The organism is Tenacibaculum sp. E3R01, assembly GCF_003318185.1.
Classification (GTDB): domain Bacteria; phylum Bacteroidota; class Bacteroidia; order Flavobacteriales; family Flavobacteriaceae; genus Polaribacter; species Polaribacter halocynthiae.
On record NZ_QOCC01000025.1, the window covers coordinates 201,184 to 215,771 of the forward strand.

At 26.4% G+C, this 14,588-nt stretch carries 15 protein-coding genes; 5 read left to right on the forward strand and 10 right to left on the reverse strand.

All coding sequences use genetic code 11. The features are described 5' to 3' along the window. The first annotated feature begins 94 nt into the window (after positions 1 to 94). The 3 genes from DS884_RS13545 to DS884_RS13555 all read left to right on the forward strand — a co-directional run bounded on the left by DS884_RS13545 (position 95) and on the right by DS884_RS13555 (position 3,170). The gene (locus DS884_RS13545) at positions 95 to 1,567 is read left to right on the forward strand and encodes a pyridoxal phosphate-dependent decarboxylase family protein (protein ID WP_113787111.1); all 1,473 of its coding nucleotides are present in this window, start codon (positions 95 to 97) and stop codon (positions 1,565 to 1,567) included. A gap of 156 nt (positions 1,568 to 1,723) precedes the next feature. Continuing rightward, positions 1,724 to 2,821 (forward strand): trypsin-like serine peptidase, encoded by a 1,098-nt coding sequence (locus tag DS884_RS18585; protein ID WP_199488216.1) that lies wholly within the window; start codon positions 1,724 to 1,726, stop codon positions 2,819 to 2,821. Positions 2,822 to 2,903: 82 nt separating this feature from the next. Next, the gene (locus tag DS884_RS13555; protein WP_093871154.1) at positions 2,904 to 3,170 is read left to right on the forward strand and encodes a carboxypeptidase-like regulatory domain-containing protein; all 267 of its coding nucleotides are present in this window, start codon (positions 2,904 to 2,906) and stop codon (positions 3,168 to 3,170) included. Positions 3,171 to 3,211: 41 nt separating this feature from the next. On the opposite strand, the gene DS884_RS13560 is transcribed toward DS884_RS13555, so the two are convergent. The 7 genes from DS884_RS13560 to DS884_RS13590 all read right to left on the reverse strand — a co-directional run bounded on the left by DS884_RS13560 (position 3,212) and on the right by DS884_RS13590 (position 9,705). Continuing rightward, positions 3,212 to 3,526, reverse strand: a complete 315-nt coding sequence (locus tag DS884_RS13560; protein ID WP_113787112.1) for an iron-sulfur cluster assembly protein — start codon at positions 3,524 to 3,526, stop codon at positions 3,212 to 3,214. Between the two features lie 94 nt (positions 3,527 to 3,620). Further along, positions 3,621 to 5,846, reverse strand: coding sequence for a nitric-oxide reductase large subunit (locus DS884_RS13565; protein WP_113787113.1), 2,226 nt, complete (start codon positions 5,844 to 5,846; stop codon positions 3,621 to 3,623). Positions 5,847 to 5,854: 8 nt separating this feature from the next. Continuing rightward, the gene (ric, locus tag DS884_RS13570; protein ID WP_113787114.1) at positions 5,855 to 6,577 is read right to left on the reverse strand and encodes an iron-sulfur cluster repair di-iron protein; all 723 of its coding nucleotides are present in this window, start codon (positions 6,575 to 6,577) and stop codon (positions 5,855 to 5,857) included. A 185-nt stretch (positions 6,578 to 6,762) separates the two neighbouring features. After that, positions 6,763 to 7,200 carry a hypothetical protein gene (locus DS884_RS13575; RefSeq protein ID WP_113787115.1) on the reverse strand — a complete coding sequence of 146 codons (438 nt, stop codon included), beginning with the start codon at positions 7,198 to 7,200 and terminating at the stop codon, positions 6,763 to 6,765. 44 nt (positions 7,201 to 7,244) lie between these two features. Beyond that, positions 7,245 to 7,679, reverse strand: a complete 435-nt coding sequence (locus DS884_RS13580; RefSeq protein ID WP_113787116.1) for an RrF2 family transcriptional regulator — start codon at positions 7,677 to 7,679, stop codon at positions 7,245 to 7,247. Between the two features lie 82 nt (positions 7,680 to 7,761). Then, entirely contained in the window at positions 7,762 to 8,325 is a 564-nt protein-coding gene (locus tag DS884_RS13585) for a helix-turn-helix domain-containing protein (RefSeq protein WP_113787117.1), read from the reverse strand. Continuing rightward, positions 8,326 to 9,705, reverse strand: a complete 1,380-nt coding sequence (locus tag DS884_RS13590; RefSeq protein WP_113787118.1) for a serine hydrolase domain-containing protein — start codon at positions 9,703 to 9,705, stop codon at positions 8,326 to 8,328. 220 nt (positions 9,706 to 9,925) lie between these two features. Here DS884_RS13590 and DS884_RS13595 point away from each other — a divergent pair, with 220 nt between their 5' ends. After that, positions 9,926 to 11,197: a DoxX family protein gene (locus DS884_RS13595; protein WP_113787119.1), complete on the forward strand. Its 1,272-nt coding sequence runs from the start codon at positions 9,926 to 9,928 to the stop codon at positions 11,195 to 11,197. 94 nt (positions 11,198 to 11,291) lie between these two features. Here the strand turns inward: DS884_RS13595 and DS884_RS13600 are convergent, their stop codons facing one another. The 3 genes from DS884_RS13600 to DS884_RS13610 form a co-directional block, all read right to left on the reverse strand. After that, positions 11,292 to 12,182, reverse strand: a complete 891-nt coding sequence (locus DS884_RS13600; RefSeq protein ID WP_113787120.1) for a M23 family metallopeptidase — start codon at positions 12,180 to 12,182, stop codon at positions 11,292 to 11,294. Between the two features lie 103 nt (positions 12,183 to 12,285). After that, positions 12,286 to 13,611, reverse strand: a complete 1,326-nt coding sequence (locus DS884_RS13605; RefSeq protein WP_093871162.1) for a M23/M56 family metallopeptidase — start codon at positions 13,609 to 13,611, stop codon at positions 12,286 to 12,288. Further along, positions 13,604 to 13,987, reverse strand: coding sequence for a BlaI/MecI/CopY family transcriptional regulator (locus tag DS884_RS13610; RefSeq protein ID WP_093871163.1), 384 nt, complete (start codon positions 13,985 to 13,987; stop codon positions 13,604 to 13,606). The genes DS884_RS13605 and DS884_RS13610 overlap by 8 nt, the downstream gene beginning before the upstream one ends. 242 nt (positions 13,988 to 14,229) lie before the next feature. Here DS884_RS13610 and DS884_RS13615 point away from each other — a divergent pair, with 242 nt between their 5' ends. Next, the gene (locus DS884_RS13615) at positions 14,230 to 14,580 is read left to right on the forward strand and encodes a histidine triad nucleotide-binding protein (RefSeq protein ID WP_176974449.1); all 351 of its coding nucleotides are present in this window, start codon (positions 14,230 to 14,232) and stop codon (positions 14,578 to 14,580) included. The last annotated feature ends 8 nt before the right edge of the window (positions 14,581 to 14,588 follow it).

Sequence of the window (14,588 nt, forward strand, 5' to 3'; positions counted from 1 at the left end):
GTAAACCATTAAATTAGTTTTCTATAAAAAATGATTTATCAACAACAGCAATTTTCAGATTGTTATAAATTTCACCTCTTATTAAATTAGCCATATGAAATCAAATAATAATTTAGAAGATATTAATGGGTTAGATCCTGAGAATTGGGAAGAAATGAGAGAACTTGGTCATCAAATGATTGATGATATGATTTCTTTTTTAAAGAATATTCATCTTGAACCAAGTTGGAAAGAAATTCCAAAAGATACTAAAGCATATTTTAAAGAAGATTTACCTGTGGAACCTCAGAATTCTAAAAAGGTGTATCAAGATTTTAAACGGTATATATTACCATATCATAAAGGAAATATTCACCCGAGATTCTTTGCTTGGGTTCAAGGTTCAGGAACCCTTATGGGGGCTTATAGTGAGATGTTAGCTGCTGTTATGAATCCAAATGTAACTATTGGTGAGCATGCAGCAATGTATGTTGATGAGCAGGTAGTAAAATGGTGTAAGCAAATGCTTAATTACCCTAATTCTAGTTCTGGAATATTATTAAGTGGAGGATCTATGGCAAACATTACTGGATTAACTGTTGCAAGGAATGCTCATTCAAATTTAATTCGTGAACACGGTATTCAAAAGAATAGCAAAAAATTAGTAGTGTATTGTTCTGAAGAAACACATAGCTGTATTACTAAAGCAGCAGAAATAATAGGAATAGGGAATAAATTTGTTAGGAAGATTAAAACAAATTCAGAGTATGAAATGGATTGCGATAAACTTTTAGAACAGTTACTTTTAGATATAAAAGAAGGGCTACAACCGTTTTGTATTGTTGCAACTACAGGTACAGTGAATACGGGTGCAATTGACCCTTTAGAAGATATTTATAACATTTGCAAAAAATATAATTTATGGCTTCATATTGATGGAGCTTATGGAGCCTTAGCTAAATTAGACTCCAATATAGCACAAAAACTTAAATATATCGAATTAGCAGATAGTGTTGCTTTTGATTTACACAAATGGCTTCATGTTCCTTATGAATTAGGATGCTTATTGGTAAAAGATGCTGATAATCATAGAAGTACTTTTGCTATAACACCAAACTATTTATTACAAACTGGAAGAGGATTAGCTGGAGGTTTAGATGCCATTAATAACTATGGTTTCGAATTATCGAGAAGCTTTAAGGCATTAAAAGTTTGGATGAGTTTAAAGGAAACCGGAATTAAAAAACATGCTCAATTAATTTCAAAAAATAATGAACAGGCAAAATACCTTGAAAGCAAAATACTTAAAAGTAATGAATTAGAAATATTAGCTCCTGTAACAATGAGTATTGTTTGTTTCAGGTATTTTAATAAAAAATTAAGTATGGAGAAAATCAATAAATTAAATGAAGAGATCATCATTCAATTGCAAGAAAAAGGAATAGCTTCTCCATCCTCTACAATACTTAATGATAAGTATTGTATTAGGGTTTGTATCGTAAATCATAAAACTAAAAAAGAAGATTTAGATTTTTTAATAAGTGGAGTTATTCAACTTGGTTCTGAAATTTTAAAAAATAATTTCTAATATTATTTTTTGTATAAGTGATTTTCTTTAAAATAAAGGAGGTTTTAGTTATTGGTTATCAGTGGATAACCTTGTGTTTTAAGTTTTATTGTTTTATAATTTTGTTGTAACATTTTGCAATTTGTAATACAATTATTAAACTTAAATTATTTAAAAATGAAAACTTTAGAAAAGACAAAAGAAGGAATAATTAATGAAGGGTTATCTGAAGAATCTTTTGAAGGAGTAGAAGTAAATTCAGAAAATGAATTTACAGAATTTGATGAAAACAATAATGAAGCTGCTGCTATAGATGATTACCATGAAGTAAGTAATGAAAATAAAACTATACTTGGTGAGGATACCGATAGTGAAGAACCTTTTTTAGGAGGTAATTCAGAATTGAATGAAAATGTTATTGAAAATACTGAAGACGATACTTTAGAAAAAATAGAGGGCTATGATTATTCTGTTGTAGATTCTGAAGAAAATACACCTCAGAGCATAGAAGGGGAGGGATTAAATGCTTATTATGGTAGTTATGGTGATGCAGATTTAGCTGAGTTAATGAGAACTGAAAGTGGGCAAAAAATGGTTCAAGAAGTTGTTATTGGTAAAGATGATCGTAAAAAAATAAATGGAACTACAAAATACCCGTGGAGAGCTATTTGTTCTTTAAAAATTAAAGCTAAAGATGGAACTAGTTGGATAGGTACTGGTTTTTTAATAGGACCAAGAACTGTAATTACTGCTGGACATGTTGTTTATATGCATAAACATGGTGGATGGGCAAAAAGTATAGAAGTAATACCTGGACGTAATGGAGCAAGTAAACCTTTTGGGTCATGCAAAACAAGTCATTTCCACTCAGTAAAAGGATGGACAAAAAGCAAAAAAAGAAGTAATGACTATGGAGCTATTATTTTACCAAAAAACTGTAAGTTTGGAAACAAAGTTGGTTATTTTGGCTATGCAAATTATAACTTTTTCAGTTTACTTGGTTTAAAAGTAAACTTATCAGGATATCCTGGAGATAAACCAGCAGGAACACAATGGTGGCATTGTAGAAGAATTAAATTAGTTACACCTAGAACTTTAGTGTATAATATTGATTCTGCAGGTGGACAAAGTGGCTCTCCAGTATGGAAATATAAAAATGGTAAAAGATATGTAGTTGGAATTCATACGAATGGATCTTCACTAGGAAATTCGGCTACAAGAATAACTTCAGCTGTTTATAAGAATCTTAAAAATTGGAAAAATAAGTATAAATAAAATAGTATTAAACTAATAAGGAGGCTGTCTAAAAGGGTGTTAATCGAATATAAAAATCTTTTTAGATAGCCTTATTTTAATTATGAATAAAGTTACAGGAACAATTGTAGATAAAATATCAAATAGCCCTATATATGAAGCAGTAATTCTATTAAATAATGTGAAATTTCCATCAAATGATATTGCCCAATTAAGTAATAAAAAGGGAATATTTAAATTGGTAAATTTAGAAGTAGGGGAGTATACTATTCAAGTAATAGCAGAATCATATAAAAGTGAAATTTTAAATTTCAAGTGTGAAATAAACAGTGAAATAAATCTTGAAATACTATTAGAAAGCAAAAAATAATAAATTTATTACATCTAAATGTTGACATAAGTATTTATATTTTAAAGAATTCCTAAAGTTAATTTAGCTTCTTCACTAATCATTGATCTATTCCAATTTGGTTGCCAAGTTAATTCAACTTCCACTTTATTAATCAATTTTAATTCTTCTATTTTTCTTTTTACTTGGTGTGGTAATGTTTCAGCAACAGGGCAAGATGGTGATGTTAATGTCATTGAAACATGTACACTATTATTTTCATGAATAATAACATCATATATTAATCCTAATTCATAAACACCTACAGGTATTTCAGGATCAAAAACTTCTTTAATTTTTTTTATTATTTCGTTTTGTAATTGTTTATTTATTTCCATATTCTATTATTTAAATTTTCTTTTCAATTTCTAGTTTAAAACCATTACTCAATGCTATTATTCTTAACAAAGAGTAATGGTATTACTTTAAAAATTAGTTTATCTTTTTCCTTTTATAATTATATATAGTTTCTGAGATGGTAAACCAACAGAAGTAATATATACCAATAGAGAAAATAATATCACCTATCATGCGTAACCATTTTAAAGTTTGAACAACAGGAGAGTATAATAATTCAGCATCTCTTGCAAATGAATAACCTTGAGTAATTGATGTATAAGCTTGAATTATACCAATAGGCAGTAAACTAAATAGAACCATAGCAATTAAGCCAATATTTAAAAACCAAAAAGCTCTTTTTAATTTTTTACTTTCCCAAGTTCTATTAGAATAAAATCGTAAGCAAATTATAATGAACCCCATACCTAACATTCCATAAACACCAAATAAAGCAGTATGTGCATGAACAGCAGTTGTATTTAATCCTTGAATATAGTACAATGCGATTGGAGGATTAATAAGAAATCCAAACACACCAGCACCTATAAAGTTCCAAAATGATACAGCTATAAAAAAGAAGATAGGCCATTTATATTTTTGCATCCATGGCTTACTTTTTAAAAGTGTCCAACTCTCTTTTATTTCAAAACCCATAAGGGTTAGTGGAACAACTTCTAAAGCACTAAATGTTGCTCCTAAAGCAATTGCTTGAACTGGAGTTCCTGAATAATATAAATGATGTAAGGTTCCTATTATACCTCCGGATAAAAATATGGTTGCAGAAGCAATAGAAACTCTTCCAGCTGTTCTAGCAGAAATTATTTCCATTTTTGAAAAAATAAAAGCAATAACAACTGTTGCAAAAACTTCGAAAAAACCTTCAACCCATAAATGAACTAGCCACCATCTCCAATAGTTAATAACAGGTAAACTACTATTTTCTCCATACATTAGTCCTGAGAAAAAGAACATCCCAATTGCAACTACTGATATTAATAAAATTGTAAGTAATTGTTTAGAAGCATCATTTTTACGAATAGCATAAACAATATGTCTTCCAACCATAAACACCCATAGTATTAAACCTATGCCTAAAAATAGTTGCCAAAATCTACCTAAGTCCATGTATTCATAACCTTGATGACCAAAGAAAAAATTAGTTGTTAAATCTAAAAATTGATGAACCCCTAACCATTCTCCTAACATAGATCCCAAAACAATAATTAATAGCGCAACAAATAAAAAGTTTATTCCAAAAACCTGATACTTAAATTCTTTGCCAGAAATCATGGGAGCTAAGAATAAACCTGTAGATAGCCAAGTTGCAGCTATCCAAAATACAGCTAATTGGGTATGCCAAGTTCTTGTAATTGAATATGGTAAAAAACTAGCCAAATCAATTCCAAAAAAGGCTTGGCCTTCAACTGTGTAATGAACGGTTATGATACCTAAAACAACTTGCAAGCCTATTAATAGTGAAATAACAATAAAATACTTTAAAATTGCTTTTTGAGAGCGCACTAATTTCATTCCTGTCAAAGGATCAGTATTCGGTTTAGTTATTACATCACCTTTTTCATGATTTCTTAAATAATAAAAAGTTAAGATTCCTATAAAAAGAAGTAACAATACAATTGATAACCCTGACCATATAACTGAATCTTTTGTAATGACATTGTCTATTAAAGGTTCGTGAGGCCAATTAGAGGTATATGTATAATCTTTATTAGGTCTATTAGTACTCGCCGCCCAAGAAGTCCAAAATAGAAAAGCATTTAATTGTTCTAGTTTAACAGAGTCAGTTAAGGCTCCTTTAGGTATAGCATATTCTTCTTTACCATCAGAAAAAATAGATCTATAATGTTTTACATTAGATTTAATAGCTGCTAATCTTTCTTTTGATATTGTAATTATATTAGTACTAGCATTAAATGTATTGGTTTTAATATCATTGATTAAACGTGCTTTAATAGCTGCTTTTCTTTCTACATTCAAGCTGTCATATGGTACTTGAAATTCTGTCTTTGACCAATGATTTAGTAAATATATAGCTTCTTTATGTATCCAATCTGCTGTCCAGTCAGGAGCTACATAACTACCATGTCCCCAGATAGAACCAACTTCCATTCCTCCAATAGATTCCCAAACATTTTGCCCTGTTTGAATGTCTTCTTTTGTGTAAATAATTTCTCCAGAACTTTTTATAACAACCTTTTCTGGAATAGGCGGTTGTGTTTGATATACTTCAGTTCCTACCCAAATTAACGCTATAAACGAAAGGGTTACAACACTTATAAATGCGATCCAAGTTTTTCTCATAGTTTCTATTAATTTTGTAGAGTTTTTTCTAATTCTACTCCTTTTTTAAATAATATGTTATTTTCTAAATGAATGTGTTTATGTAAATCTTCTTCAAATTCTTGTAATAATTGATAGGTTACTTTATATGTATTACAGGCATCTACAGGAGGAGAGTAATCATTACTTAATTCAGCAATTTTTCTAAATCGATGCCCTTCATTATCATGCTCTTTATGCATCATTGCTATCGGACTTTTTATACTATCAAACTGATTACTAGAAATAGTCGACTTGTTTTTACTAGCTTCAACTAATTTTTTGAAATAAGGGAATAGAATTAATTCCTCTTTTTTCATATGCATTGTTAAATCGTTAGCACTTTCAGTAAACAATTTATATATTTCAAATAGTTCAGGGTGACATATACCATGAACTTTACATAATTTATCAAGATACAATTTTAATTCTGGTATCGTTTTTTCTATGTATTTATGGTGTTTGTTGTAAATATAATCTGAAAGAAAATCTATATCCCAAGATTGGTAATTGTTGGTATCAACTTCTGTGTTGAAACAATTATTTAATTTGTTTATTAGTATATTTTCATTAATATTTTTGGTATTGCAAACAGTTTCTATACTTCTATTACCATTGCAGCAAAAATCTATACCATATGATTTAAAAATAGTAGCTGATTTGTAATTTTCTGCAACAATAGTACTTATTAAAGTGCTTTTATTAATATTCATTACTTTATGTTTTAAATGTAATTAATGATTTTAATGAAGGATATTTTGTTGTAAGTCATTGTTTTGTGTTTTTTTTTGATTTTTAAAAAAGGGTAAGAGTTCCCAATAAGCTCTTTTACTCGTGCTTTTATGATATTTAATAAGATGTTGGGTTTATTGTTTATGAATTAAAAACAGTATTTAATTCATTCATTTTGTACAGTTAATTTCTTTAATAATTTAATTCCAAATATGAAAAGGCAAACTATTTTTATTACTTCTAATAAAATATATATTAAGTGAGCATTACTTTTACTTACAGTAATGCCTTGAATGATTTTCTCCGCTCGTTCATTTAAAATAGGTAGTAACCAAGTTGTTTGTATTAAAATTATTGCAACTACTATTAGAAATGAATAGTGAATTAGTTTACTCTCTTTATTATATAATGATATAATATGTACTGATATACTTATTAGAAATATAATTTCCATAATATTTAAGGCCCTAAAAACTAATTGCCCAATACCTAAACCAAGTTCAGTAGTCATGTTTGGTGCTTGAAATTTTAACCAAGACTCCATAAAACTTATGGCGCCTACAAAACCAATCCATATAAATGTTATAACTATAATTTTTTTCATAAAATATATTCGGATCTTTTTATCTTTTTTTAAATTGTTTTTTTTTATCTTTTTAAAAAAAATGTATCAATGTTCATATCATTAACTAGCATTAATAATGTGGTATTGTTTAACATTGATTTAAGTTTATTTCTAACTTCAATGAATTGAAAATGTAAGGGGCATGGTGATTTATCATTACACTCTTTTAAACCTAAACCACAACTAGTAAAAATAGAATCTCCATCTAAAACCTTTACAACGTCGCTCAACTTTATAGTATTCATTTTAAAATCTTCTATAACGAAACCTCCATATGGGCCTTTAATAGATTTTACTATATCATTTCTAGTAAGCTGCTGTAATACTTTGGCTGTAAATGCTTGTGGAGAATCTATAGCACTTGATATAGTTGATAAACTCACTTTGATATCTTGAGCACTTTGTTGAGCTATAAAAATTATAGCCCTTAATCCATATTCACATGATTTTGAAAACATCTATTTAAATATTATACGGCAAAGTTAGTATATAATTTCATAAGAGACAAATTTATCCTTTATAAAAACATTTAAAACTAGTTTAATTTAAAAAGTTAATTTTTAATTTATAACTCACTTTTTTTCCCTTCATTACTCTAGAAGAGTTAATAATTATTGATATGAAATTAAATAAATACATTATTCCAATAAACAAAGTTATTGGACCAACCCCAAATAGTAAAAATTTTGTTTTAGAAGAAATAAACATTAATATTAAAATTAGAAAGAATACGATGTTCCATGTTATTTGAAAGTTAACTAAAGCTTTTCCAGTTGTGTTTAAATCTGTTATTTTATCTTTTTTAATAAACCATATTAAAGAAGGTACTAATATTCCTAGTAAAGGAAAGAAAAGAAAAGTTAAGGCAGATAAATTCAAACTTTTTAAATAACCGGGATTTTTAGTAATTTCCCAATCAATTAATTCATCTGGAGTTATGTTTAGTCCTGCTGCTAATTTCTTAATACTATCAGCAGTTGGAACAGATGTTTCTTTTTCAATTCTTTGAATAGTTCTTAAACTCAATCCTGAGTTTTCAGCCAACATTTCTTGTGAAAACCCATTCTTTGTTCTTAACTTTTTGATTTTATGAGCTAAATTCATCTACTTATTTATTTTATATTCAAATCCAATTAAAGTTCTATTTCCTGATGACATTTTTACTTTTTTACTTCCATTTTTAGAGATATAAAAATGAAAATTTATCTTTTTGTTTTCAAAAATAAAATCATTTTTCGATGTTGAAATTAATTTGTGCTTTATATTTTTATTTTTTGGATTAAAACCATATAAATAGCCATCATTTAGTTCTATTTTTATGTAAGTATTGTTACTTAACTTATAGTTTCCAACCCATTTGTTTAACTCATTTTCTAATAATTTAATTCTATTGATGATTACTTCCTTTTTATTTTTAGTGAATAAACTAGCTATTTTATAAGTGATTTTTTGAATGTTTTTTACTTTTTTACAATAACAATTTGTTAATGCAATTATGTAAATATCTTTATGTTTTAAATAAATACTATTTGACATAAAACCAGGTGTAGCACCACCATGAACAAAGACTGTAGAATTATTAATTTTTCTATTATACCAACCGTACCCATAGGAAATTACTTGTTTATTATTTAAAACAGATTTACTTGTTGCTTTATCAAAGCTAGATTTTTTTATTAAAATATTTGACACAAGTGCATTTTGCCATTTTAATAAATCACCCGCAGTTGATAATATTGAACCTGCCGCATATTGAGTTGATAAACTTATATAAGGTGCATTCATATAGTTTTTCCCATAAAATTGATAACCATTAGCTCTATTTTTAACAATTTCGTTATGATATCCATATCGAGTATTAGTCATTCCTAACTTTTTAAAAATATTATTTTCTATAAAATCTTCATAAGAATTCCCTGATACAATTTCAATAATTTTACCTAATAATATATAACCAGAATTACTATAGCTAAACTGCTCTCCAGGTAAAAACTTTAAAGGTTTATTTTTAAAATAATCTATTATTTGATCTACAGTCAAATCTAATCGCTTTAATTTATTACTGCTAATTGGAGTTTTCCCATTTATTCCTGAAGTGTGATTTAATAAATTATGAATAGTTATTTTATTTCCTTTATTAAGGTACTCAGGTATGTGTTTAATAATTTCATCGTTTAATTTTAATTTCCCTTGTTCTTCAAGCATTAAAATTGCAATTGCTGTAAATTGCTTTGTTATAGAACCAATTTGAAAAACAGTTTTACTATTTACAGGTAAATTAAGCTCTATATTAGATTTTCCATAATTCTTTTGATAAATAGGGGTACCCTTTTTTGCAATTAAAATAGATATTCCAGGACCATCAGGAGTATAAGTTTTTAAAATTAGTTGATCAATTTTTGATTCAAACTCTTGACTTTGTATAGCATTTGAAGGAAATACACTTATTAATATGGATAACTTTATTAGTTTAAATATTCTCATGTTTTAATTTTTGAGCAAAATTAAAAAGTAATAGGTATTATTGATAGCGTCAACTGTATGACAAGTTTGCGACAAGCTTGTTTTTAATGGAATTGAATAGTTTTTATATTAAAAATATAAAAACATATAACTATAATATTTTTATGCTATCTCAGTATTTTAGCAAAAGAAACAAAATATACTATTTATTGTTATAATTTAAAAATTGCTATAATTCAATATGAAAACACTAGAAAATCAGAAATATAATTTTAAAAGAAAATTGTTTTGGAGGTTTATATTTTTATATATAATTCTTTATATTTTTCCTTATGGATTTGAATATATAAATGAGTTAAATCCTGAAAATATTTCCTTTTGGAAAGGAATTACTATTTGGTTTGGACAAACGTTTTTAGGTTGGGAATTTTATATTAATAATTTGCAAAATGGCTTTGATTCAAAATATGATTATTCAAGGTTTCTATTAATCGTATCCATTTCAACAATAGGCTCTGTAATTTGGCTTTTTATAGATTCAAAAATAAAATATTCTTACACACATAAACTAAAAGTTTTATTACAAACTATTCTTAGATATCATATAGGTTTAACTTTAATTCTTTATGGTTTAGCTAAAGTGTTTTTATTGCAATTTGGTTCTTTAGATATTAATGATTTAGAAAATAATCTTGGAAATCAAAGTGGAATGGGTTTTTTATGGAAGTTCATGAGTTATTCTGATTTCTATTCAATAAGTACAGGGTTGATAGAGGTTATAGGTGGTGTTTTAGTATTATTTAGAAGAACAACTTTTATTGGGGCTTTTATTTTATTTATAGTCATGGTAAATGTAGTACTTGTTGATATAGGATATGATGTTAGTGTTAAAATGTTTGCTATTCATTTATTATTAATGACTGTTCTTTTAATTTTTGATAATTTAAAACAGCTAATTAATTTTTTCATCACCAATAAACCAACAATACCATATAATTTTGCTCCCCTTTTTAATTCAAAAAAAATTAGATATGGTTTGAAAGGAATTATTTTAATATATTTTATAATATCATTTAGAAATAGTTTTAAAGAAAGAATAAGGACTGAGAAGAACCCGAATAATATAGAAATGACTGGAATATATGATATTGATATTTTTATAAAAAATAGAGATACTATAAATAGTTTAAATGGTGATAGATTAGAATGGAAAACTATGAGGCTAAATTGTAATAAATATTACCCTAAACATGTTGTAATAAAAAATAGTGATGGTCAAACACAATGGTTTAAATTTGAAGAAAATGTACTAGATAAAACAATAACTTTTAAACCTATTGAAAATGCTTCAGGAAGTGATTATTTATTTTTTTATAAAAAAACAGGTAAAAATAAATTTACTTTTTCTGGAATTTATAAAGGTGATACTTTATCGTTTTCAGCTAAATCAAAAACTTTAAAAGATTATTTACTTACTAAAAATGAAACACAATGGATTAGAGATTTAGAATAAATATCTACTTAAATAGTATAAAAAAAACACCAATAAAAGAGCTACATTTACTAAGATTTTATTGGTGTTTTTTGTTGGAAATTAAAAACTAAATTTATTGAATTAAAACAAGTTTCTGACCAATTTTCAAGGTGCTTGATTTTCTAATTGAATTTGTTTTACAAATTGAAGTTATAGATATTCGATGTTTACTTGAAATTTTTGAAAGAGTATCTCCTTTTTTTATAACATATACTTGTTTTGTCTTTTTACTCTTTTTAATAGCCTCTTCATAGGTGTTACAAATCAAAATAGAACTTTGCCTTTTTGAATTATGTATATATGGAGTTACCCAATTTTTAGTTACCCATATGTTTTGAGATCGTATGTTGTTTTTTTCATTAAAAGAAAATAAATATTCAGGATATATATAAGTTCCTTTAAAACTAACTTCAAGGTGAAGATGGCTACCTCTTGCATTTCCAGTTGTACCTCCTTTACCTATTATTTGCCCTTTAACAACTGTATCATTTACTTTTACTAATTGTTTAGATAAATGAGAATAAGATGTTTCTAATCCATTATAATGCCTTACAACTACAACTTTTCCATGTCCTGAATGGTAATTTACATAACGTACTTTTCCATCAAGCATCACCTTAACATCATCACCAGTTACTAAGTCGATATCAATTCCTTTATGAGCTCTTCTTCTTCGCCATCCATAACGAGAAGTTATAACTTTTTTTCTATCAATAGGAGAAGAATAAAGGCTGTCCTTAAAAACTATATTAAAAGGATATTTTTTAATCTTAATTTTATAAGGGTTATAAGTAGATGTATCCCAATTCTCTTCCATAAATGAATTTGATATACTATCTTTTACTATGTTTTTAAAGTTTAATATTGAATCTATATTATATTCAAAAATTTGATGAATTTGTCCTTGTCCATAATTATTTGTGCTTAGAAACAGTATTAAAAAGAATGCAAATAATGATTTCATATATTTTTATTAACGTAGTTATAAAGTTCTATTTATGAATAGAACCAATGGTTTGATTAAAATTTTTATTTAAATACAGGTAATAATGATTTAAATAGAAAAATTATTTAATAAAATTTAATGGGTTTAAACGTTTACCATTTTGTTTTACTTCATAATGTAAGTGTGGACCTAATGAACGTCCTGTGTTTCCTACAAAACCTATAATATCTCCTTTTTTTACTTTTTGATTTTTAATAACATTAAAATCATTTAAGTGTGCATACCATGTTTCGTAACCATTGGCATGTGTAATTATAATTAAGTTCCCCCAAGCATTTTCAAGAGAGGCTTTATTAATAATACCGTCAGCAGTAGCTATAACAGGAGTTCCTATAGAAGCTTTAATATCAATGCCTCCATGAACAACTTTCTTTTTTATAATTGAGTTTTTTCTAAATTTTCCAAATAGACTTGTAATGTCTTTTTTTGAAGCATTTTTAACAGGAAATAGGGAAGGAGGGTTACTTACTAGATTTGATATATTTATTGTTTTTATAAATGAATCATTTGTACTTGATGGTTTGGTAAATGCTAAAGTTAGTATAGTGAATACAGGAAAAAGCACTATATATATAAGTTTAGATAGGTTTTTAGATTTAGGTTTTGTCATCATAGTAATTCTTTTTTTTAGTATTGGTTGATTAAAGTAGTTGTATAAATTATTTGGTTTTTGAATTTCAAGACTTTGTAATAATAACTCCATATATTGTGAAGTTTTAATTCCTTTTTGAAGAACTCCTTTGTCAGCTTGAAATTCATGAATAGATTTGAGTGATTTTCTATAAAAATAGAGTAACGGATTAAACCAAAAAAAGGAGATGTAAAATTCACTTAAAATAACATCCCAAGAATGTTTTAGTTTAATATGTATTTTTTCGTGTTCTACAATTTGTTGATTATATTTTTTAAATTCTTTTTTAGGAATAAATATCCATTTGAAATATGAAAATATTTCTGGAACATCAGCAAATACTAACTTATATCCATCTTCTCTTTGAATTATTGACTTATTTTTTATAATAAATATAGATCTTGTATTAATTAAAATTCTGATTAAATAAACAATAACAATCAAAAAATAAATAACTATCAATATTGAATTGAAATTTAAAAATGAAGAGGCTAATTCTTTTTGATTACTATCAAATACTTGGTGATTTTGAGAATTAACTATATACTCAAATAAGGGAACTTCTATAATTTTTGAAGATAAAACAGGAAACAAGTTACTTAAAATAGGTAGCAAGATAGAAACAGGAAGTAATAATATTAATATTCTTCGATTTATAATATGAAAAGTTAATCTGTTAAAAAACAGTATGTATATAAAGTATAATACAGAAAAAATACTAGTTACTTGTATTAGGTATACTAAAATATTACTCATTTTTTGCTTTTAATTTTTCAATTTTACTTTCTAGCATTCCTTTCATTTTTTCTAACTCTGTAAGATTTAAATCTTCATTATTAGTAAAAAATAATGCAAATTTACTAGCAGATCCGCTAAAAAAATTACCTATCACATCTTTCATGTGTTTTTTGAAATAAGTATCTTTTGATATTCTAGGATAATACTGCCTTACTTTACCAAATGTTTCAAATTTTAAAAATTCTTTTTTAACCAATACTCTTACTACCGTTGATATTGTAGTGTAGGCTGGTTTAGGTTCAGGGAATTCTGCTACTATATCTTTTAAAAATGCTTTTTCAAGTTTCCAAGCATATTTCATTACTTGTTCTTCAGCTTTTGTTAATTCATTCATAAGGCAAATATATAAATATTTTTAAATTACGACTACAAATATAGTTATATTACTATTTTTATAGTCATAAAGTTTTCTTAATAGGATAAATTATAGCGGTGTATTTTTTTAAAATTATTATTTTTGATGAAAAGAGTTTAATAAATATGTTTCAGAAATATTTAGTAGCAACTATTTTAATAGTTAATGTGTTTTTTAGTTTTGGTCAAAGTAAAGATTACCAGGAAATAAAAGCTGAAAAAATAGAGAAAGGATCCGTTTTTACAAAAATAATTAATAAAGAATTACCTGCTAAAGTTATTTATGAAGATGACGATATAATAGCTTTTTTACCTTTAAGATTACAGGCTAGAGTACATGTTCTGATTATTCCTAAAAAAGAAATTCATACAGTAAATGATATTACAGAAAATGATGCTTTAGTTTTGGGAAAGTTATTTTTGGTAGCAAAAAAGATAGCTAAAGAGCAAGGCATTGCAAAAACAGGATATCGCTTAACAATGAATGTAAATGAAGATGCAGGGCAATCTGTTTTTCATTTACACTTACATTTATTAGGAGGTGAGAACTTAGGTCCTATGATGAAAAAATAAATGTTTTT

Bases quoted from the DNA above. Each gene is read 5' to 3' on its own strand.
- DS884_RS13545 (WP_113787111.1), top strand. From the start codon at position 95: ATGAAATCAAATAATAATTTAGAAGATATTAATGGGTTAGATCCTGAG.
- DS884_RS18585 (WP_199488216.1), top strand. From the start codon at position 1,724: ATGAAAACTTTAGAAAAGACAAAAGAAGGAATAATTAATGAAGGGTTA.
- DS884_RS13555 (WP_093871154.1), top strand. From the start codon at position 2,904: ATGAATAAAGTTACAGGAACAATTGTAGATAAAATATCAAATAGCCCT.
- DS884_RS13560 (WP_113787112.1), bottom strand. From the start codon at position 3,526: ATGGAAATAAATAAACAATTACAAAACGAAATAATAAAAAAAATTAAA.
- DS884_RS13565 (WP_113787113.1), bottom strand. From the start codon at position 5,846: ATGAGAAAAACTTGGATCGCATTTATAAGTGTTGTAACCCTTTCGTTT.
- ric (WP_113787114.1), bottom strand. From the start codon at position 6,577: ATGAATATTAATAAAAGCACTTTAATAAGTACTATTGTTGCAGAAAAT.
- DS884_RS13575 (WP_113787115.1), bottom strand. From the start codon at position 7,200: ATGAAAAAAATTATAGTTATAACATTTATATGGATTGGTTTTGTAGGC.
- DS884_RS13580 (WP_113787116.1), bottom strand. From the start codon at position 7,679: ATGTTTTCAAAATCATGTGAATATGGATTAAGGGCTATAATTTTTATA.
- DS884_RS13585 (WP_113787117.1), bottom strand. From the start codon at position 8,325: ATGAATTTAGCTCATAAAATCAAAAAGTTAAGAACAAAGAATGGGTTT.
- DS884_RS13590 (WP_113787118.1), bottom strand. From the start codon at position 9,705: ATGAGAATATTTAAACTAATAAAGTTATCCATATTAATAAGTGTATTT.
- DS884_RS13595 (WP_113787119.1), top strand. From the start codon at position 9,926: ATGAAAACACTAGAAAATCAGAAATATAATTTTAAAAGAAAATTGTTT.
- DS884_RS13600 (WP_113787120.1), bottom strand. From the start codon at position 12,182: ATGAAATCATTATTTGCATTCTTTTTAATACTGTTTCTAAGCACAAAT.
- DS884_RS13605 (WP_093871162.1), bottom strand. From the start codon at position 13,611: ATGAGTAATATTTTAGTATACCTAATACAAGTAACTAGTATTTTTTCT.
- DS884_RS13610 (WP_093871163.1), bottom strand. From the start codon at position 13,987: ATGAATGAATTAACAAAAGCTGAAGAACAAGTAATGAAATATGCTTGG.